At 60.8% G+C, this 19,075-nt stretch carries 22 protein-coding genes; 13 read left to right on the top strand and 9 right to left on the bottom strand.

What is annotated here, in order from left to right; genetic code table 11:
- Positions 1-11: 11 nt before the first annotated feature.
- From phnD to ACR0J2_RS11120, 4 genes are all read left to right on the top strand, one after another.
- The gene (phnD, locus tag ACR0J2_RS11105; RefSeq protein ID WP_480812587.1) at positions 12-914 is read left to right on the top strand and encodes a phosphonate ABC transporter substrate-binding protein; all 903 of its coding nucleotides are present in this window, start codon (positions 12-14) and stop codon (positions 912-914) included.
- A 66-nt stretch (positions 915-980) separates the two neighbouring features.
- A complete protein-coding gene (gene phnE, locus ACR0J2_RS11110) occupies positions 981-1,862 on the top strand; it encodes a phosphonate ABC transporter, permease protein PhnE (RefSeq protein ID WP_480812588.1) in 882 nt (293 codons plus the stop codon).
- The gene (gene phnE, locus ACR0J2_RS11115; protein WP_480812589.1) at positions 1,859-3,226 is read left to right on the top strand and encodes a phosphonate ABC transporter, permease protein PhnE; all 1,368 of its coding nucleotides are present in this window, start codon (positions 1,859-1,861) and stop codon (positions 3,224-3,226) included. Before phnE (ACR0J2_RS11110) ends, phnE (ACR0J2_RS11115) begins: the two co-directional genes overlap by 4 nt.
- A gap of 24 nt (positions 3,227-3,250) precedes the next feature.
- The gene (locus ACR0J2_RS11120) at positions 3,251-3,868 is read left to right on the top strand and encodes an LbetaH domain-containing protein (RefSeq protein WP_480812590.1); all 618 of its coding nucleotides are present in this window, start codon (positions 3,251-3,253) and stop codon (positions 3,866-3,868) included.
- Positions 3,869-4,010: 142 nt separating this feature from the next.
- Here the strand turns inward: ACR0J2_RS11120 and phnF are convergent, their stop codons facing one another.
- Entirely contained in the window at positions 4,011-4,721 is a 711-nt protein-coding gene (gene phnF / locus ACR0J2_RS11125; RefSeq protein ID WP_480812591.1) for a phosphonate metabolism transcriptional regulator PhnF, read from the bottom strand.
- A gap of 103 nt (positions 4,722-4,824) precedes the next feature.
- On the opposite strand from phnF, the gene phnG reads away from it, so the two are divergent.
- The 8 genes from phnG (at position 4,825) to phnN (ending at position 10,689) form a co-directional block, all read left to right on the top strand.
- Positions 4,825-5,286, top strand: a complete 462-nt coding sequence (gene phnG, locus ACR0J2_RS11130) for a phosphonate C-P lyase system protein PhnG (RefSeq protein WP_480812592.1) — start codon at positions 4,825-4,827, stop codon at positions 5,284-5,286.
- The gene (gene phnH, locus ACR0J2_RS11135) at positions 5,283-5,858 is read left to right on the top strand and encodes a phosphonate C-P lyase system protein PhnH (RefSeq protein WP_480812593.1); all 576 of its coding nucleotides are present in this window, start codon (positions 5,283-5,285) and stop codon (positions 5,856-5,858) included. The genes phnG and phnH overlap by 4 nt, the downstream gene beginning before the upstream one ends.
- Before the next feature lie 3 nt (positions 5,859-5,861).
- Positions 5,862-6,953: a carbon-phosphorus lyase complex subunit gene (locus tag ACR0J2_RS11140; RefSeq protein ID WP_480812594.1), complete on the top strand. Its 1,092-nt coding sequence runs from the start codon at positions 5,862-5,864 to the stop codon at positions 6,951-6,953.
- Positions 6,950-7,546 (top strand): HAD family hydrolase, encoded by a 597-nt coding sequence (locus ACR0J2_RS11145; protein WP_480812595.1) that lies wholly within the window; start codon positions 6,950-6,952, stop codon positions 7,544-7,546. Before ACR0J2_RS11140 ends, ACR0J2_RS11145 begins: the two co-directional genes overlap by 4 nt.
- Before the next feature lie 262 nt (positions 7,547-7,808).
- Positions 7,809-8,669, top strand: a complete 861-nt coding sequence (locus tag ACR0J2_RS11150; protein ID WP_480812596.1) for an alpha-D-ribose 1-methylphosphonate 5-phosphate C-P-lyase PhnJ — start codon at positions 7,809-7,811, stop codon at positions 8,667-8,669.
- Positions 8,666-9,436, top strand: coding sequence for a phosphonate C-P lyase system protein PhnK (gene phnK, locus ACR0J2_RS11155; RefSeq protein ID WP_480812597.1), 771 nt, complete (start codon positions 8,666-8,668; stop codon positions 9,434-9,436). The genes ACR0J2_RS11150 and phnK overlap by 4 nt, the downstream gene beginning before the upstream one ends.
- Before the next feature lie 24 nt (positions 9,437-9,460).
- On the top strand, positions 9,461-10,144 hold the full coding sequence (phnL, locus tag ACR0J2_RS11160) for a phosphonate C-P lyase system protein PhnL (protein ID WP_480812598.1): 684 nt from the start codon (positions 9,461-9,463) through the stop codon (positions 10,142-10,144).
- Entirely contained in the window at positions 10,141-10,689 is a 549-nt protein-coding gene (phnN, locus tag ACR0J2_RS11165) for a phosphonate metabolism protein/1,5-bisphosphokinase (PRPP-forming) PhnN (protein ID WP_480812599.1), read from the top strand. Before phnL ends, phnN begins: the two co-directional genes overlap by 4 nt.
- Here phnN and ACR0J2_RS11170 read toward each other — a convergent pair.
- Positions 10,671-11,354, bottom strand: a complete 684-nt coding sequence (locus ACR0J2_RS11170) for a DUF1045 domain-containing protein (protein ID WP_480812600.1) — start codon at positions 11,352-11,354, stop codon at positions 10,671-10,673. The two genes, phnN and ACR0J2_RS11170, sit on opposite strands and share 19 nt — an antisense overlap.
- 53 nt (positions 11,355-11,407) lie before the next feature.
- Between ACR0J2_RS11170 and ACR0J2_RS11175 the strand changes: the two genes are divergently transcribed.
- Positions 11,408-12,550, top strand: coding sequence for an alpha-D-ribose 1-methylphosphonate 5-triphosphate diphosphatase (locus ACR0J2_RS11175; RefSeq protein WP_480812601.1), 1,143 nt, complete (start codon positions 11,408-11,410; stop codon positions 12,548-12,550).
- 20 nt (positions 12,551-12,570) lie between these two features.
- Here ACR0J2_RS11175 and ACR0J2_RS11180 read toward each other — a convergent pair whose 3' ends face one another.
- From ACR0J2_RS11180 to ACR0J2_RS11210, 7 genes are read right to left on the bottom strand one after another with little or no spacing between them, the layout of a single operon-like run.
- Entirely contained in the window at positions 12,571-13,047 is a 477-nt protein-coding gene (locus ACR0J2_RS11180) for a class I SAM-dependent methyltransferase (RefSeq protein ID WP_480812602.1), read from the bottom strand.
- Positions 13,034-13,819, bottom strand: a complete 786-nt coding sequence (locus tag ACR0J2_RS11185; protein WP_480812603.1) for a polysaccharide deacetylase family protein — start codon at positions 13,817-13,819, stop codon at positions 13,034-13,036. Before ACR0J2_RS11185 ends, ACR0J2_RS11180 begins: the two co-directional genes overlap by 14 nt.
- On the bottom strand, positions 13,816-14,958 hold the full coding sequence (locus ACR0J2_RS11190; RefSeq protein ID WP_480812604.1) for a glycosyltransferase family protein: 1,143 nt from the start codon (positions 14,956-14,958) through the stop codon (positions 13,816-13,818). Before ACR0J2_RS11190 ends, ACR0J2_RS11185 begins: the two co-directional genes overlap by 4 nt.
- Positions 14,955-15,539 carry a histidine phosphatase family protein gene (locus tag ACR0J2_RS11195; RefSeq protein WP_480812605.1) on the bottom strand — a complete coding sequence of 195 codons (585 nt, stop codon included), beginning with the start codon at positions 15,537-15,539 and terminating at the stop codon, positions 14,955-14,957. The genes ACR0J2_RS11190 and ACR0J2_RS11195 overlap by 4 nt, the downstream gene beginning before the upstream one ends.
- Positions 15,536-16,612 carry a glycosyltransferase family 4 protein gene (locus ACR0J2_RS11200; RefSeq protein ID WP_480812606.1) on the bottom strand — a complete coding sequence of 359 codons (1,077 nt, stop codon included), beginning with the start codon at positions 16,610-16,612 and terminating at the stop codon, positions 15,536-15,538. Before ACR0J2_RS11200 ends, ACR0J2_RS11195 begins: the two co-directional genes overlap by 4 nt.
- A complete protein-coding gene (locus tag ACR0J2_RS11205; RefSeq protein ID WP_480812607.1) occupies positions 16,612-17,859 on the bottom strand; it encodes a glycosyltransferase family 4 protein in 1,248 nt (415 codons plus the stop codon). Before ACR0J2_RS11205 ends, ACR0J2_RS11200 begins: the two co-directional genes overlap by 1 nt.
- Complete coding sequence (locus ACR0J2_RS11210) at positions 17,856-19,070, bottom strand: glycosyltransferase (protein WP_170613505.1); 1,215 nt, start codon at positions 19,068-19,070, stop codon at positions 17,856-17,858. The genes ACR0J2_RS11205 and ACR0J2_RS11210 overlap by 4 nt, the downstream gene beginning before the upstream one ends.
- Between the last annotated feature and the right edge of the window lie 5 nt (positions 19,071-19,075).

A 19,075-nucleotide genomic window follows, 5' to 3' on the forward strand; every position in this document is an offset into this window, starting at 1 on the left:
GAGAGAGACAGATGAAAAAACTAATGGCTGCCCTTGTTGCGACCACTGCCATGGCCGCACCTGCAATGGCTCAGGACATCAGCGAATTCCGCATCGGTATTCTGGGCGGCGAAAACGCTCAGGACCGTCTGAACAACAACGAGTGCCTGCGGGAATACACCGAAGAAGCGCTGGGCGTTGAGACCAAGCTGTTTGCCCCTGCCGACTACAACGGCGTTATTCAGGGTCTGCTGGGCGGCACCATCGACATGGCGTGGCTGGGCGCGTCGGGCTACGCCAAAACCTATCTGAGCGATCCTGAGGCGGTTGAGCCGGTTCTGGTCAAAGTGAATGTCGACGGCGGCTACGGCTACTACTCGATCGGGTTTGCCCACAAAGATAGCGGCATCACCTCGCTGGATGACATGAAGGGCAAGACCTTTGGTTTCGGCGATCCAAACTCGACCTCGGGCTATCTGATCCCGTCGATCGAAATCCCGCAGGCCACGGGTGCGACCATGGATTCGGGCGATTACTTTGGTGAAGTAAAGTTCACCGGCGGTCACGAGCAGACCATCGTCGCGGTCAACAATGGCGACGTAGACGGTGGCGTTACCTGGGCTGACGGTCTGGGCAACTGGGAAGACGGCTACAACTCGGGCGCCCTGCGCCGCGCTGTTGATGCCGGTCTGGTCGACATGAACGACATGGTCGAAATCTGGAAATCCAAGCCGATCCCGGAAGGTCCGGTAGTTCTGCGCACCGCGCTGCCTGCGGATGTCAAAGAAAAGATGACTGCCCTGATGGCTGGCCTGCATGAGAAAGACCGTGAATGCTTCTACGGTGTTGCCGCGGGTGAGGCAAAAGCGTTCGAGCCGATCACGCATGACGCCTACGAAATCATCATCGAAGCACGCAAGCTCAAGTCCAACTAAGCCTGCCTATCCAATGATCGGGGTCTGGTATTGAACCGGACCCCGTTTTCCCCTCAGGAGCATTCCATGACAGACCTGACTGCAGGGTCCCAAAGCGTCGATCAGATCCGCGACGAATATACAGCGATGACACGACGCAAGAGGGTCTATGGTGGTATCCTTCTGATCCTGTTCGTGGTTTTGATGGCGGCGGGATTCCGCACCGCTGACAGCCGCAATGCAGGAAGCTTCACCGACGGCTGGCATCGCATTCTGGACTATCCGGCCGAGGTGTTGTCGGAAGCCTGGGAAAAGATCGGCGCGATGCCTGCGAATCTTGTCGAGTTTTTTCCCGCATTGATCGAGACACTGAACATCGCGGCGGCGGCGACTTTGGTCGGTACGATCGGTGGAACGTTTCTGGCACTGATATCGACGCGGGGCATGGCGCTTTGGCCATCACTGATCCCGGTCTTCCGCCGGATCTCGGACATCTTCCGTGCCATACCAGAGATCGTGATTGCGCTGGTTTTGATCTTCATTCTGGGTGGTGGCCCGATCCCGGCGATGATCGCCATTGCCATTCACACGGCGGGCGCGCTGGGCAAGCTGTTCTCGGAGGTCAATGAAAATGCCTCGCTCAAACCGGTGGAAGGATTGCAGTCGGTCGGGGCCAACTGGTCGCAGCGCATGTATCTGGGCGTGATCCCGCAGGTCGGGCCGAACTATGTCAGCTATGCGCTATTGCGGTTCGAGATCAACATCCGCGCCTCGGCCATTCTGGGTTTCGTCGGTGCGGGTGGTCTGGGCTATGAGCTGCGTAATGCCATGTCCTGGGGGCAGGGGCGTTACGATGAGGCCGCGGCCATCTTCATCCTGCTTTTCGTAACCATCGTTATCGTGGACCAGTTGTCCGGGCTGCTGCGCGACCGCCTGACCCACGGGTCGGAAAAAGGAGCCACGGCATGAGTACCTTTGCCACTGACCTGTCGATAGATGACCTCAAGGCCGAGGCCGACCGTCTGTTCAGCCGCAAGCGTATCGTGAGCTTTGGATTGCCCGGTCTGGTTGTCCTGTACCTGATCTATGTTTTCTTCGCCTTTGACGTGCCAGGGCTGGCCGAACGTGCCAATTGGGAAAACGGCAAGACGCTGGTTTCGGACAGCTACAGCTACAAAACCCATGTCGAACGCGACAACCGCAATGGTGAAGTCTCGGTTGCCATCGAGGGCGAGCGTAAGGGTGCCTATCCCGAGGGAACCGCGCCGGATTGGGTCGCGCTGGGTGAGACGACCGTAATCGATCTGGAAGACGGACACGTTGTGCGCTTTGGTCCCGAGACGGTCGAGTACGACATCCCAGGTTATGGTACGGTACGCGCGACACCCAGCCGATCCGCTGGCGTGCAGGCGGAATTGCCGTCAGAGGATGTGCCTGAATGGATCAAAGTCTCCAAGAATCGTTTGGCGATCACGACGGATGCGGGCCGTCTGACGGTTACCCGCAACCGATCAGAAGTATTCCGCTATTTTACTGGTTGGGAGCTGTTCTGGTTCACGCTGGATAGCCCGTATTACGGAAAATCCTTCTCGGAGTTGATGGGGCGTGCCGCATCAGGCGAAGCCGGTGCGATCTTCAATGACTTCTGGACCAACAAGATGTGGCGGCATCAGGATGTGGCCTGGGCGATCTTTGAGACCATTCTGATGGCCTTTCTGGGAACCCTCGGGGCCGGCCTGATCGCATTGCCGCTGGCCTTCATGGCGACGCGCAATTTCAATCCGTTGCGGTCGGTGCGCTTTATCACGCGCCGGGTGTTCGATTTTGTCCGTGGCGTGGATGCGCTGATCTGGACGGTTGTTCTGGCCCGGGCCTTTGGTCCGGGGCCGCTGACAGGGGCGCTGGCCATTCTGGTGACGGACACCGGCACATTCGGCAAAATTTTCTCGGAGGCGCTGGAAAATGTGGATCAGAAGCAGATCGAAGGTGTGCAATCCACCGGAGCGAACGCGCCACAGCGCTATCGCTTTGGGGTGATCCCGCAGATCACTCCGGTGCTGTTGAGCCAGTTGCTTTACTTCCTCGAATCCAACACTCGCAGTGCCACCGTGATCGGTGCGATCACCGGCGGCGGGATCGGTTTGCTGCTGACGCAGGCCATCATCACGCAAAAAGACTGGGAAGAGGTCGCCTATTACATCGTCCTGATCATCCTGATGGTGATGTTGATGGATTGGTTTTCGGGCTGGCTGCGCCGACGTCTGATCCAGGGTGAAACCGGAAAGACGCGCAAGCCGCGGGATCGCAAGGGCAAGCCGTTCCTATTGCCGTGACCTAAGAACAAGGACAAAAAGACCATGGCGCGACTGCGTTCTGACCAGCCGTTCATCCATAGCGATTGCCAGATTACCGGCAGCACCTTTGGCGAGTTTGTCGAGATCGGTGCCGGTACCCGCGTAGCGAATTCCGAGTTCGGCGATTACTCCTATTGCGACCGAACCTGCGACATCGCCAATGCCCGGATCGGTAAGTTTGCGAACATCGCCAGCTTCACCCGGATCGGGGCGACCGATCATCCGATGGAGAAAGCCTCGCTGCATCATTTCCACTATCGGTCAGCTGACTATTGGGACGATGCCGAGGACGATGCCGACTGGTTTGCCCATCGCGCGGGTCGCACGGCGTTTATCGGCCATGACACGTGGATCGGGCATGCCGCGACCATCAAGCCCGAGGTTACCATAGGCCATGGCGCGGTCGTCGCCTCTGGAGCGATTGTCACCAAGGATGTAGCGCCCTACACGATTGTTGCTGGCGTGACTGCACAACCGGTGCGTCGTCGCTTTCCCGAGGATATTGCAGATCGCATGATGGCACTGGCCTGGTGGGATTGGGACAACAGCAGGCTTCGTACTACCCTGCCAGATTTCCGTACCATGTCTGCCGAAGCATTTCTGGAAAAACACGAGGCGTGATCCAGTCAGCCAAGACGGCTCCCGCGCCCGCAGGGACATCGGCTGCGCCGATACCCTTTGGCAGCCTTGGGCATAGCGCGGCGCTATGCCCAACGAGATGAGGCCTCCGTCAGGAGGCTGAAGACGGGCGGGAGCAATCCAGTTATTCATCGCTTAAGGTAAGTGTCACTCGCTCACCCGCGAATACGGTCTTGCCATATTCAACGGGCTGTCCGTCAGGATCAGCGTTTATCCCCAGCGAATGCAGTACGGGGGCACCTTCGGTCAATTGCAAATGCAGTGCCTGCGTTGCGCTGGCGGATCGCGCGGTCAGGCGGGTCGAGATGCGGGTGTAATCCGGCACACCGCAGGTTTGTAGGGCCTTTGTCACCGATGCGTTTCCGGACAGGGCGTCCAGCAGGTCGGGAAATCGCTCTGCCGGAAAGACGCTCTGAAACAGACCCACAGGTTGCCCGTTAGCCAGAGACAAGCCGTCGTAGACATGCACCGGGTCACCTGTTTGCAGGCCGAGCGCTTCCGCTTCGGCCTCATCAGATGCGCGGGTCGTCAGGGCCAGTACCCGTTTGCCCGGGATCTTGCCGCTGGCCGAGATGTTCTTGTGGTATCTGACACGTTTGCCAATCGGGTAATCGGTGGGGCGGGCCGAAACAAACACGCCTGCACCGCGCCGGGCGTGGACCAACCCGTGCTCGGCCAGATCGGACAAAGCCCGTCGAACGGTATGCCGGTTTACGCCATGGGTTGCGGCCAATTGCGCTTCGGTCGGCAGGCGGTCGCCGGTGTTGTATCGGCCCTCGGCTATGTCCGAGGTCAGGGTCAGGGCGATGCTTTTCCAAATCGGTGTTTTGCTCATGTCATAAAAACTTCACGGCTGCGGAGATTGCGACTCGAGATCGATAGGTGTAATATTTGTCTAGTTGTATAGTAAAGATAGACAACCCGGCCAAGAGGCTTTGATGGTGGAGCAAACAGATAAATCAGCTGAAACGCGGCAGGCATGGATGGGTTTGCTGGCCCGGGCGCCGCAGGATGCCCTGATGGCACTATGGGACGGCCTGCAGCTGAACCCGACATATGAATGGCTGCGAGCGCCCGAAATCGGTGGCGCCATGGTGCGCGGTCGCACGGGTGGCACGGGTGCCCCGTTTAATCTGGGTGAGATGACAGTGACGCGATGCTCACTGGTGCTGAAGGATGGCACGGTCGGGCACGGCTATGTGCAGGGCAGGTCCCGGGATAAGGCCCGGACGGCAGCTCTGGTCGATGCGCTGATGCAGACCGGGTCTGCCGACATGGTCCGGGCAAAAGTGATTGATCCGCTGACGATGCAGATGCAGGCCGCCAAAACGGCACGTGCGGCCAAGGCAGCAGCCACCAAAGTCGAGTTCTTCACCATGGTACGCGGAGAAGACCAATGAACGCGCAAACCCAATTCTCGGGCGGTTTGCGAAACGCCCCGGTTGATGCCGCACATGCCTTTCGTGCGGCAATGACCGTCATGGCGCGACCTGGAGAGATTCGTGACCTGACTGGTGCTGAACCCCCCGTGCCTTTGTCCATAGCGGCGGGTACATTGCTGTTGACGCTGTGTGATCCTGAAACCCGCGTTCATCTTGCCGGGGAGGCTGATACCGAAGCGGTGCGGAAATGGCTGACCTTCCATACCGGCGCGCCGATTGTTCCGGCGGTCGAGGCCGATTTCTCGGTTGGTCGCTGGGAGGATCTCATGCCGCTGAACTCCTACCGGATTGGCACGCCGGAATATCCCGACCGGTCTGCCACGCTGATCGTGGAATGCGACGCGCTCGAACAGCAGGGCGCGGCACTCAGCGGGCCGGGCATCAAGGAGGTGGCGCACCTTTCGCTTCCGGATATCGCTATCCTGCAAGGCAATGCAGCGCTCTACCCGTTGGGATGTGACTTCTTTTTCACCAGCGGCACCCAAGTCGCGGCATTGCCGCGCAGCACGCAGATCAGGGCAGAGGGTTAAGCGATGTATGTTGCTGTCAAAGGTGGCGAGAAAGCCATCGAAAACGCCCATGCCTGGCTGGCCGAGGAACGGCGCGGATCAACGGATGTTACCGAGCTGAGCCTTGCGCAGATCCGGGAACAACTGAGCCTCGCCGTGAACCGCGTGATGGCCGAAGGGTCCCTGTTCGATCCTGATCTTGCGGCGCTGGCGATCAAACAGGCGCGCGGTGATCTGATCGAGGCGATTTTCCTGATCCGGGCCTATCGCACGACACTGCCGCGGTTTGGTTATTCCAATCCGGTTGAGACGGGTGGCATGGCATGTGATCGCCGTATCTCGGCCACCTTCAAGGATGCGCCGGGCGGGCAGGTGCTGGGCCCGACTTTTGATTACACGCACCGTCTGTTGGATTTCAAACTGGCTGCCGACGGAGAGGTGGCTGCTGCGCCCGAAGGTTCTGCCCGGCAGGAGGCAACACCGCATATCACCGAGTTCCTCAAGGGTGAGGATATCATTCAGGACGAACCGCCCAGCGATGCAACACCGGGAGACCTGACGCGTGAGCCGATGGAGTTCCCGTCGAACCGGCCTCTGCGCCTGCAATCCCTGACGCGCGGGGATGAGGGGTTTGTGCTGGGCATGGCTTACTCGACCCAGCGCGGCTATGCCCGCAATCATGCGTTCGTGGGAGAGTTGCGGATTGGCAAGGTCGCGGTCGAGATGGACATCCCAGAGTTGGGCTTTTCCATCGAGATTGGCGAGGTCGAACTGACCGAATGCGAAACGGTGAACCAGTTCAAAGGGTCCAAAACCGAACCGCCGCAGTTTACGCGCGGCTATGGTCTGGTCTTCGGCCAGTCCGAGCGAAAGTCCATCGCAATGGCTCTGGTTGACCGTGCCCTGCGCTGGAAAGAACTGGGCGAGGACGATCTGGGCGCCCCGGCCCAGGACGAGGAGTTTGTTCTGAGCCACGCGGACAACATTCAGGCCACGGGCTTTCTCGAGCATATCAAGTTGCCGCACTACGTGGATTTCCAGTCTGAACTGGAATTGGTGCGGAAACTGCGCCGGGAAGCCGAAGAACGGATTATTGGGAAGGAGGCGGCAGAATGAAAGCGGTTGTTTTTGATATTGGCGGTGTACTGGTCGACTGGAAACCGCATCTGGCCTGGGTCGAGGCGCTTGGGTCGGAAGACGCCGCACATGCGTTTGTCGAACGCACGGATTTCCTGGCGCGCAATGCGCGTGGAGACAATGGCGAGCGATTTGCCGATCTGGCACAGGAGCTTGACGATCCGCAGGACCAGCGCCTTTTTGCGGCATATGTAGGGTTGTACCCGCGTACCGTTGAAAACGCGATCCATGGAACCTGGGATGTTCTGGACCGGCTCAGGGCGCAGGGTACGCCGGTTCATGCCATCACCAACTGGTCAGCCGAAACCTGGCCTGAAGGACTGAAGGTGCACCCGCGTCTGGGCGAGGTGTTCGGAACATTGGTCGTTTCGGGGCAGGAGGGCGTGATGAAGCCCGATGCGCGAATTTTCGAACTGCTTTGCGCTCGTGCCGGTATTGCGCCCGAGGAGTGTGTGTTCATCGATGACGGTCTGCACAATGTCGAAGGCGCGCGTGCGGTTGGCATGGATGGCATTCACTTTACGACGCCGCGGGCGCTGGAGGCAGAACTGACCGAAAGGGGTTTCCTGTGACGGGGTTCAGGATTGTCTGTCCGGGGCGAAGTGAGCTGGGGAACGCTCCGATATATCTGCGCGGGCTGGCGGATTTTTGCCGAGAGAGTTCTGCGTCGGCGCGCCGATCGCGCTCCATTCGTCTGTTGGGTCGCGTTGTTGCGCCTCACGTCGCCGTTTTGCATGGCGCGTGTGCCAAAGCAAATAGAAGAAAACGATCAATAAGAACGAACCAATTAACATTACGTCCACAAAAACACCAAAAAACAAAACGATACGCCAAATGACTGAGTATAACTTCGCATATCTGGACGAACAAACCAAGCGAATGATACGCCGGGCCATCCTCAAAGGCCTTGCCATTCCGGGCTATCAGGTGCCGTTTGCCAGCCGTGAAATGCCGATGCCTTACGGCTGGGGCACCGGTGGTGTGCAGGTTTCAGCGGCGACGCTGACGCCGGATGACACGTTCAAAGTGATTGATCAGGGGGCGGATGACACGACGAATGCGGTGTCGATCCGCAAGTTTTTCGAGAATACGGCGGGCGTCGCGACAACCGAAGAGACGGCCAAGGCCACAGTCATTCAGACCCGCCACCGCATCCCCGAGGCGAAGCTGACCGAAGATCAGATACTTGTCTATCAGGTACCGATCCCGGAACCGCTGCGCTTTCTGGAGCCGCGCGAGACAGAGACGCGCAAAATGCACAGCCTTGAGGAATACGGGCTTATGCATGTGAAGCTGTATGAGGATATCAGCCAGCACGGCGCGATTTCAACCGCGTATGCCTATCCGGTCCGGGTGTCGGGCCGCTATGTCATGGACCCGTCGCCGATTCCGAAATTCGACAATCCCAAGCTTGAAATGGATGCGATCCAGCTGTTTGGCGCGGGCCGGGAGCAGCGGATTTACGCGGTCCCGCCGCATACCAAAGTCGTGAGCCTCGATTTCGAGGACCATCCGTTCGAAGCGACGAAGGCCGACCATCCCTGCAATCTGTGCGGGGCCGAGGACAGCTATCTGGACGAGGTGATCATGGATGATGCGGGCAACCGGATGTTTGTTTGTTCTGACACTGACTATTGCCGGTCACGCCGTGAGGCAGGCCATGTGGGCCGATTGGCTGAGGAGAGCGCGGCATGACCCATTTGTTGCAGGTCAAAGGCATCGGGAAACGCTATGGCGCGCGGATCGGGTGCACGGATGTAAGCTTCGACCTCTACCCCGGCGAGGTGATGGGGATCGTGGGCGAAAGCGGGTCGGGCAAGTCGACCCTTCTGAACTGCCTGGCGGGGCATCTGGAACCGGATGCGGGTCAGGTGATCTTTGAAACTCGGGCGAATGGACCGGTTGACACCGTTACCATGTCGGAACCCGAACGTCGGATGCTTGGCCGTACCGACTGGGCTTTTGTGCATCAGCATGCGCGGGATGGTTTGCGCATGTCGGTCAGTGCCGGCGGCAATATCGGCGAGCGGCTGATGGCGGTCGGCGATCGTCACTACGGCAATATCCGCCACAAGGCCATCGACTGGCTGGGCCGGGTCGAAATCGAGGCAGAGCGTGTCGATGACCGCCCGACCGCGTTTTCGGGCGGGATGCAGCAGCGGTTGCAGATCGCGCGGAATCTGGTGACCGGACCGCGGCTGGTGTTCATGGATGAGCCGACCGGCGGGCTGGATGTCTCGGTTCAGGCGCGTCTGCTGGATCTGCTGCGTGGGCTTGTGCGTGAAATGGGGCTGAGCGCCATTATCGTCACCCATGATCTGGCCGTGGTGCGCCTGCTGGCAGACCGGCTGATAGTGATGAAGGATGGTCGCGTGGTCGAAGCTGGGTTGACGGATCAGGTGCTGGACGACCCGCAACACGCCTATACGCAGCTGCTTGTGTCGAGCGTTCTGCAGGTTTGAGTATTTGGGAAAAGATGAAGTGCGATGATTGAGTTAGTCAACGTGAGCAAGAGCTTCACCCTGCACAATCAGGGCGGCGCGGTGATCCCGGTGATGGAAGGTGCCTGTCTGCAAGTCGGACCGAGTGAATGCGTGGCCCTGACCGGAGCCTCCGGAGCGGGCAAGTCGACCCTGATGCGGGTGATCTACGGAAATTATCTGGCCGCCTCGGGTCAGGTGCGGGTCGGCGAGGTGGATGTGGCGCGGGCTGAACCGCGCGAGATTTTGGCGTTACGGCGAGAGACGTTGGGCTATGTCAGCCAGTTCCTACGTGTGGTGCCCCGGGTGCCGACGCTTGAGGTTGTGGCCGAGCCGTTGTTGGCGGTTGGCTGCGACAAGCAGGCGGCCTTGGACCGCGCGGCCGGGTTGCTGCGGCGGCTGAGTATTCCCGAACGCCTTTGGACACTCAGTCCGACGACATTTTCGGGTGGCGAACAGCAGCGGGTGAACATCGCGCGTGGTTTTGCGCATGAATATCCTGCCTTGCTGCTGGATGAGCCCACAGCCAGCCTGGATGCGCAAAATCGTGAAACCGTCCTGTGGCTGATCCAGGAGGCGAAGGAGCGCGGCGCTGCGATTGTCGGGATTTTCCACGATGTCGCGGCGCGGGAGCGGGTGTGCGATCGCGAGGTCAACGTCTCGGATTTCACGCCGGGGGTGGCTGCATGACCCTGGCCCCCGTCATAGCGGTTGTCGGCCCTTCGGGTGTGGGCAAGGACAGTGTGATGGAGGCGCTCGAGGCGCGGGTGGACGGCATTCAGCGGGTGCGGCGGGTGATCACGCGACCCGAAGGCGAAGGCGGCGAAGATTTCGAACGTGTTCCGGTCGAGATGTTCCGACAAATGGCACAGGATGGCGCGTTTGTGCTGCATTGGTGCGCCCATGGGTTGCAGTACGGAATTCCGGGCGGGGTCGCGGATCAGCGCCGCAGGGCCGAGGCGTTGCTGGTCAACCTGTCGCGTGCGGTTCTGTTGCAGGCGCAGGATGTGTTTGGTGAGCTGATTGTCGTGTCGCTGACCGCAGATCCGGACGTTCTGGCACAACGCCTGTCGGCGCGCGGACGTGAAAATGCCGCGGAACAAGCGCGTCGTCTGGGTCGGGCGGAGGCTCCGCTGCCCGAAGGTTTGAACCGGGTGATCGAAATCGACAACTCAGGGCCCCTTGATGCCACTGTGGATGAGATCCTGTCCCGGCTTCAGCCGGAAAGGGCGTAGCGATGGATCAGGTGGAACCGACCGTCTTCAGCCTCGCCCACCAATGCCAAGTCGTCGATCCGAAACGGGGTTGGCAGCATCGGTTCAAGGTGTGTTGCAAGCGCTGCCTGAGCGCTGCGAAGCGTGGGTTTGTCGAGTTTGCCGCTAAGCGTGATGTGAAATCGGAACGAATCCAACACGTAAGGGTAGCCCCAGTTGACCAGATTGGCGTCCTGTTCCGGTGTCAGGCCGTTGCCACGACGGCGGGCCAGATCCGCGTCGGTCGCAGGGGCGCGGAACGTATCGAGATCGCGAACACAAGCGGCGGCCAGTTCGCCAAGTTTCGCGGTGTCTCCCAAGGGGCACAGGGCGAGGAAGCGGCCGAGCCGCGCAATCTCCTGACCCTCCAACGTGACCGGAGCGTAGGATGCCGCCAGTCGTATGCAGGCGTCCTGCAGTTCTGCGGCTGTTCGGGTTTTGTGCAGGCGGAAGGGCGGTTTCATCGTCGCATGCAGGCCGTATTTGCGCGGAACCTCGGTCACGGCGGCTACGTCTACGCCGTCGACGTCAGGATGCGCCGCCACCGAGCCCGTTTCCATGTTCCAACCCAGCCAGCTGGTTGCGAACCTTGTCCAGTCCGCGTCGCCGGATGGCGCAAAATAGATCGCATATCGCGTGAATGTCACATTGGCCTCCTACCTGTGTGGCCGATCCATAGCCCAAACTGCGTGAAGTTCAGATGACAGAAGAATTGATCCTTGCCAATGCGACGCTTGTTTTGCCCGATGAAACGGTTACGGGCAGCATTCGCATCCTCGGCGAAACCATTGCTCAGGTCGATACTGGCGCGGCAGTCCCCAAGGGGGCGACGGATTGCGAAGGCGATTACGTCAGCCCCGGTCTTGTCGAATTGCATACCGACAATCTGGAGCGTCACATTCAGCCGCGTCCTAACGTACACTGGCCGCACGCCGCGGCGATCATTGCCCATGATGCGGAACTTGCCAGCACCGGCATTACGACCGTCTTTGATGCCATGCGCGTGGGTTCCATCCCTTCGGGCGCGGGGCGTTACGGGAAATATGCCCGGGGTTTGTCGCGCGAGCTGTGGCAATTGCGCGAGCAGGACGCATTGAAGATCAGCCATTTTCTGCATTTGCGGGCCGAGGTCTGTTCGGAAACTCTGATCGAGGAACTGGCCGAATTCGGCCCCGAAGATCGTGTCGGGCTGGTCTCGCTGATGGATCATACGCCGGGGCAGCGGCAGTTCCGGGACATGAACAAGCTCGAAGCCTATCTGAAGGGCAAATACGCGATGGATGACGCGATGTTCACGCGTCACGTGGCCCAGCTTAGGGGGTTGCGGGAACGCAATGGTAAAAAACACGAAACCGAGGCGGTCAAGGCCGCGCGTAGGTTCGGTGCGGTTCTTGCCAGCCATGACGACACCACAGCAGATCAGGTTCGTATCTCAGCCGGTCACGGCATTCGTCTGGCTGAGTTTCCCACAACGGTCGAGGCGGCGCAGGCCTGCCATGCGTATGACATCAAGGTCATGATGGGCGCGCCGAACGTGATCCGGGGTGGGTCGCATTCGGGCAATGTGGCCGCTCGGGATCTGGCCGAGCTTGGGCATCTGGATATTCTGTCTTCGGATTACGTGCCGTCGGCGCTGCTGCTGTCCGCCACGATGCTGGGTGAGCTGTGGGGCAACATGGCGCAGGGCCTGAAGACAGTGACACAGACCCCCGCGCAGGCCGCCGGTCTGGCCGATCGGGGTGAACTGCGCGCGGGTTTGCGTGCCGATCTGATCCGCTTTCGCCTGCGCGATGGTATTCCGGCGCTGAGCGCGGCTTGGTCGCGAGGGCGCCGCGTCGCTTAGAGTGGCAGGGCAAAGGCCGCTCAGGTCCTGTAGAACAGATAGCGGTCCGGGGCGATGGTCTCGGGTCCGGCAAATTGCTGGAATCCCACCAGGGGCTGGCCGGAGATCAGCAATCCGCCCGGCAGCATGACCCGCGCGATCAGCGGGCTGAGGCGGGCGGCCTCGGCAACATCCTCTTCCTTGATGCCGCGTCCGAAATCATAGTGGGCCATGGCGATGCAGGGGCCGTTTTCTGCCAGCTTTTCCAGCATCGGCTCTGCCTCGCCCTGCAGAAAATCTTCGGCCGGGGGTGTGCTGGAGGGGTGGCATTGCAACACGCGATCCATGACCCAGATGCGCCGGTCGGGCAGGATCTCCCGCAAATGGTCATAGGTCCGGCCATTGCCAAGTCCCATATCCAGAATATCCCCAGGTGTTTCGGCGATCCGGGCTGCAGCCCAGTTCAGACCGTCGCGTTGCGCGGTCAGGCGGCGCAGCATGGAATCAAGTCGGCTCATCGGGTACTCCGTGGGTGTTTCGGATGGGGGGCGCGACCCAGATCTCCGTGGGTCCGTCCAGCAATCTGGCCAGCAGGGTTTCGGTAAATCGCCAGATGTCCGGATCGTGCACCAGATGATGGGTCAGAACGCCAAATGGCTCGGCATTGTCCGCGCGACCTTCACGCCGGTCGCGCAGGAAGCCTGCGGTTCGGGTAATCAGTATGTCCGGGTCAACAAGCCCCCGTGTCCCACGCCAGTCGATCGGGTCCAGATGTGTGTTCACCTGTTCCAGCCCAGGCGCGGCCAGCCTTGACGCACGCGGCGTTGCCGTTGACAGAATGCGATAGCCGAGATCGGGCAAAACCTGCGCCACTTCGGGCGCGATGCGGTTCCATGGCGGAACGAAAATGGGCCTCAGCCGGTCGCCGAACAGTTTGTGCAGAGTCGAAAACCCAGCCCCCGCGTCCTGCGCAATTTGCGCCATTGGACGGTGCAGGCGGAATTCAGCTTTTTTCTCGGTGGTCGGCGCGTGGTTTTGATGGGACCACCCGTGCACCACCGGGACCAGTTCGGAATGCTGCGCGACATAATCGACCAGGGCTTGGTCTGCGTCGCGGGGGATTACGGCAAGATGTACGGGCAGGCCGATGCGGCAAGACAGTGCCGACAGGGTTTCAAGCTGCGGCGTCACGGTTACCGCATCGTCGTCCCGCCACCAAAGCGGCAGGGTCAACTCTGCATCCGACCAGAGTTTCAGCTCGTGTGTCAGAGGGCCCCAGTCCACGGTCATCCGCGCCGCTCCAGCAGCGTTTTCGTGATCTCGACGGCTTTCCGCGCGCCGTTGAACCCTTGTGTCGGAACCTCGCGTGCACCGTCTGACAAGACTGTGCCGACAGCCTCGGCCAGACCAGTGCCGCTTAACCGGGCGCTGGGCAGCACCCCGATGCCCGGGAGATCCGCAAGGCTTTGAGCGCGCAAACCCTGTTCGACCTCATTGCCGTCGTCAAAGGGTATGAAAACCGCTGGCGTTCCGCTTTGCAGAATATCCAGCGCAGTGTTGTAACCGCACATGCTGACCGAAGCGGCGGCAATTGGAAGCATTTCACGAAAATCCGGCCGGACCGGTTCCAGCGTGATGTTGGTGCCTTCGGCCTGTTTCGACAGATCGGCGATGCGCGCGCTTGCGTCTCGTCCGCCGACCAGCAGGCGCCAGCGCCTGTCTGGCATCTTTTGGGCGGCCTCGATGGCCGCGCGAAAGATCGGCTGGCCTACCGAACCGCCACCGGCGCTGACGATGACCTCGTCCCGACCGACGCCGTCCGCGTGCGGTTGTGGTGCCGGTGGGGCAACAAAACCGGTATAGTGCAACCGCTCGGACAGCTCAGCCGTGACAGGCCAGCTGACATCCAGTTTCGTGAATTTTGGGTCCGAGTGGACAAGGATGCCGTCATAGTACCGCATTACGATCTCAAGTGCGCGATGAGCTTTCTCCGGTTTGGAGGGCGGCGCAAGGATGTCGCGGATCGACCCCAGAATCAGCGGGCAGCGCGGCAGACCATGTGCTGCTTCAAGGGCAGCCGTGAACTCTCGGGCCAGCGAGCGCCGACCAAACGGAAACAGTTCGGTGATCAGCACATTCGGCTGAAAACGCTGAACGGCCTGCGTCAGCGCGACGATCCGGGCTGACAGATATGTGTCGTCCGCAACAGAGCCTGTTTCGGTCAGAAGTCGCGTGAAGTCCGTTCCATCCGACCGCAGGGGCGGCAGCCCGAATAGCGTCAGGCCCGCACTGTTCAGTTGCGGTGCGGGCATCCCGCCTGATACGACCAACACCTCAGCCCCGTCCCGTGCATAGGCCCGCCCAAGTGTCAGGGCACGGCTGAGATGACCGGTGCCCAAAAGGTGCGTGACTACGATCAGAACCTTCATGAATTGCCCTTCGGGCGCAGCAGGCGAACCGGTTCGGGATCAGGGTGCATGTTTTTCATGTCGACGATATACAGCCGGTTGCGCTTGATTTTGAAGGGTGCGGGGCCGTTAAAGTCCCACCCCCAGGCCTGCGCCAGAATGACCCGCATGATACCGATATGGCAGACGGCAAGTGTGTCCCTTTGCAGGCCTGACAGCCAGGGGGCCAGACGGGCCCGGACGTCGGACGGGCTTTCTCCGTTCGGAGGGCGGAAGTCCCACCCCCAGTCCTCGATATGGCGGTAACCGCTGCCGGCATCTGCGATCAGGTCAACGCCACGCTTACCCTCCCATGCCCCCCAGTTCATTTCGATCAGGGCGTCCGATGTCTTTGGCGCGCGTCCTGACACCAGTCGCGCCGTTTCGCTTGCACGCATCAGCGGGCTGGACCACAGCTCGGCCGTGTCCCACGGGGAAGGGAGTGCGGAACCGGAAAGCTCGGCGTGCGCGTCGTCATCCAGTGCAATATCGCTGCGCCCCTGAATGCGCCCCGCACGATTCCAATGCGTGTGGCCATGGCGAAGAAGGGCAAGCCGGGTCATGCAGGCGCCCCCGATAACGGGCGGGCGTGTTGCCAGAAGCGCCTGGTGGCTTCGGGCATCAGGTTGCGCGCCGCCACATGCGCGCGCGCGTTTTCTCCCAGTGTGCGGCGCAGGACGGGGTCTTTCAGCAACAGCTGCATCCGGTCGGCCAGGCCTTGAGCGCCCGCTTCGACAGTCGGGTGATCCGAGGGGGCAAGAACATCGCGCACACCGGGTCTGTCCTGCGCAACGACCGGAAGGCCACAGGCCTGAGCCTCAAGATAGGTCATGCCATAGGCTTCGTTCACGCCGGGCCAGACAAGAAAGGACGACTTTAGGTAGACAGCTTGGACCCCGGCCCGGTCCAACAGACCCAGAATACGCACCTTCCCGTCAAACCGGGCCATCAGTGCTTCGACTTCGGGTCGGGCGGGCCCATCGCCAACGATATTCAAGGCCCATTCCCCGTCAAGCCGGGCCAGTGCGTCGGCAAGAACCCGGTACGAGGCCAGCTTGTCGCCATGCCGCATCATGCCGACTGCCAGCATGGGGCCGTTGCATTCCGAAACGGGGGGCAGATCTGTAATGGGCAGAAACGGCGGCAACTCGGCCAGGATTTGATCGCCAAATCGGTCCCGCTCCAGCGTGATCAGGTCGTTGGCGGTGTGATAGTAGATCACCCGCGCCGCATCGCAGGCCCGGTGCGCAGCGCTGGCAAAATCGGCCCATGGGCCGTTTAGCCGGCTGGAGGCGCGGGTGCTTTCCAGTTGCACATACGGAATTCCCCGGGCCTTGCAGACCTGTGGCCCCAGCAGATCAGGGGCCTTGTAATAATTATGATAGGTCACCCACAGAGCCGTTTCGGCTGGCATCGTGTCCAGAACGCGTTCCACTTCGACCCGTGCCGCGTTATGCAACGCCTGCTGGGTTACGGTATCTCCGGTCTTGTCATAGATGCGGAGCGTGGAAATGAGGTCGACCTTGTCCCCCTGCGCGCCGATCGCCTTCATCAGATTGCGTGCCATTTCGCGGTCGCCCGAGGGAACCGGGCTGTCCGGAGATTTCATCGGAGCGTAAAAGGCAACCCGTGCCATCAGGCAGGTTCCAGACACATGGCGTTCAGGCGGGCAGACAGCCGGGCAATGCCGGGATCCATTTGGAATTCTGTGATCAGGCGGTTGTATGCCGCCGCAGCCATTCTGGCCGCATCTTCCGGATCGGCGGCAACACCGGACATTGCGGATGCCAGCGCTGCGGGATCATCGTCCGCCAGAATACCGTGCACGCCGGTCTCGATGAACTCGGGAATGGCGGAAACCGGGGTGGACAGGATTGGTAACTGCTGAGAGGCCGCTTCCATCAACACGTTGGGCAAACCATCACGGTCGCCGTCCACCGCAATCCGGCTGGGCAGTACAAACAGGTCGGCACGCCGCATCGCCTCGATCACTTCGGGCTGATCGCAGGCACCTTTCCAGGTGATCCGGTCCGCCAAACCCGCAGCAACGGCCCGTTCCTGCAGCTTTTTGTTCAATGAACCGCCCCCGATATGGGTCCAGTGCCAATCCAGCCCATCCGGCAACAAGGCGAATGCGTCGATCAGTCGGTCAAACCCTTTTTTTTCGACCAACCGGCCGACGGACAGCATGTGAAACGGGTCGCTTGCGGCCCGAATCATTCGGTCAGGAGGGGACGGGAAGCGCGACAGATCCAGCCCGTGATAGATCAGTTCGATCCGTGCGGGATCATCAGAAAGCCCACGCAGGTGTTTTGCGCCAATGGCGGTGCAAGTGGCCCCGAAGGTGGCACCAAACGTGTCGGCCCGCATTTTTTCCCGCTTTTCCCATTCAGGTGAGGTCCAGATGTCTTTGGCGTGGGCGGAAAAGCTCCACGGCAATCCCCGCATGATCGCGGCATATCGCGCGACTGAGGAAGGCGTGTGCATGAAATGCGCATAAAGCGCCAGCGTTTGCTCCGGCAGTTCGGCGGCCAGAACGCAGGCCTGCCCGAAGCGCCGGATGCGATTGTGACTAGGGTCGCGGCGCAGATCATCGCGCCAGGCCCGATACGCCTGCTTGTAGCCAGGCAAAGCCCGCGCCACATGACGGGCAGCCCAGACACGGCCGGGTTCTTCGTACAAGTACTCGGGCAGGTAATGGACACGACCCTGAAATCGGTCGTGCAGAGGGTGGCGTTTGACATCCGTTGGGTGGCGCAGGGACCAGATATCAAAGCGGTGGCCAGCCTCTTGCAGGGCCACCAGTTCCTGGGCGATGAACGTCTCGGACAGGCGCGGCCAACCTTTGACCAGCACCGCCAGTTTCGGCAGGTCTGCGGTCATCCGGTGGCCCGTTCCCGTTTGCGGCCCAGCAGAACCTCAATGCGATCGGTCACGTAATCCAGCCCGCCCAACAATCCGCCCCGGATGGCTTCTGACGGCAGCGGCTGGTGCGGAATATTGCGAATGGCCTGGATCATTGCCTCGGTTGTCAACCCTTCCCGGCGTTCGTCCAGCATGCGGATCAGGCCCAGGTTTTCGGCCCGGGAAGCCCGGATCCACTGTTCCAGGCGCGGTGTCGTGCGCGGTACGATGACCGCGCGTTTGTCAAAGGACAGAACCTCGCAAAAGGTGTTGTAACCACCCATGCAGACAACTCCGGTGGCGCCGGCAAACAGGGTTTCAATCTGCGATTCAAATCCTACCGCGGTAACACGTCCATCAAGCGCGGCAACGCGCGTTTCGAACTCTTCCCGCAATTCGCCCGACAGGAACGGTCCGTAGACCAGCACCGCCCTTGGCGACAGGTCGGGGTCGCTTTCGTAAGCGGACAGCACCAGATTGACGAGCGCCTTGCCGTCTCCGCCGCCGCCGGGCGTGATCAGCACATAAGGCTGCTTGGGTGGGTCGCCAACGGGGCCAAGATCGCGCCGAAGATAACCTGTCCAGTGAATACGGGATTGCGCCGCCGGGCTGAGCGGCAGCCCCTTGGTCGGATCGTAGACCGATCGCAAGCCGTATACCCAGATTTCGTCGTAAAACCGCTCCGTCGCGGCCACTGCGTCCTTTCTGGCCCACTCGGCGGCCAGAACCTCGGGCTCGTCCAGAACATCCCGCAGACCCAAGACAAGCCGTGTCCGGCGCGAACGTTCAAGGGTTTCCAATGTGCGCAGCAACTCGCCCCGAAACCCTGTCGGCTCTTTGTCCACGACAAAGACGTCAGGATCGTACTGCTCGACCGCGGTTTGAATCAGGCGCGCGCGCAGCTCCGTGACTTCTTCGATGCCCATGCCAATGGTCTGCGAGGCATATGAACCGTCGGCCCGCTTGGTGACACCGGGCAGGCGCACATGGTCGACGCGGCGTGGAAACGTAAACCGCCCCGCCACGGGCGAGCCCGTCAGGATCAGCGCGGAGGCCGTCGGATCTGCCTGGGTGATTGCGGCGGCCAAAGCACGGGAACGGCGCAAATGTCCCAACCCGAACGTATCGTGGCTGTAAAACAAAATGCGCGGCGCGCGGCCGGATATCTCACTATGTCGTTCTAGGCTCATGCCTT

The sequence above is a fragment of the Ruegeria sp. CG4 genome, assembly GCF_056537185.1.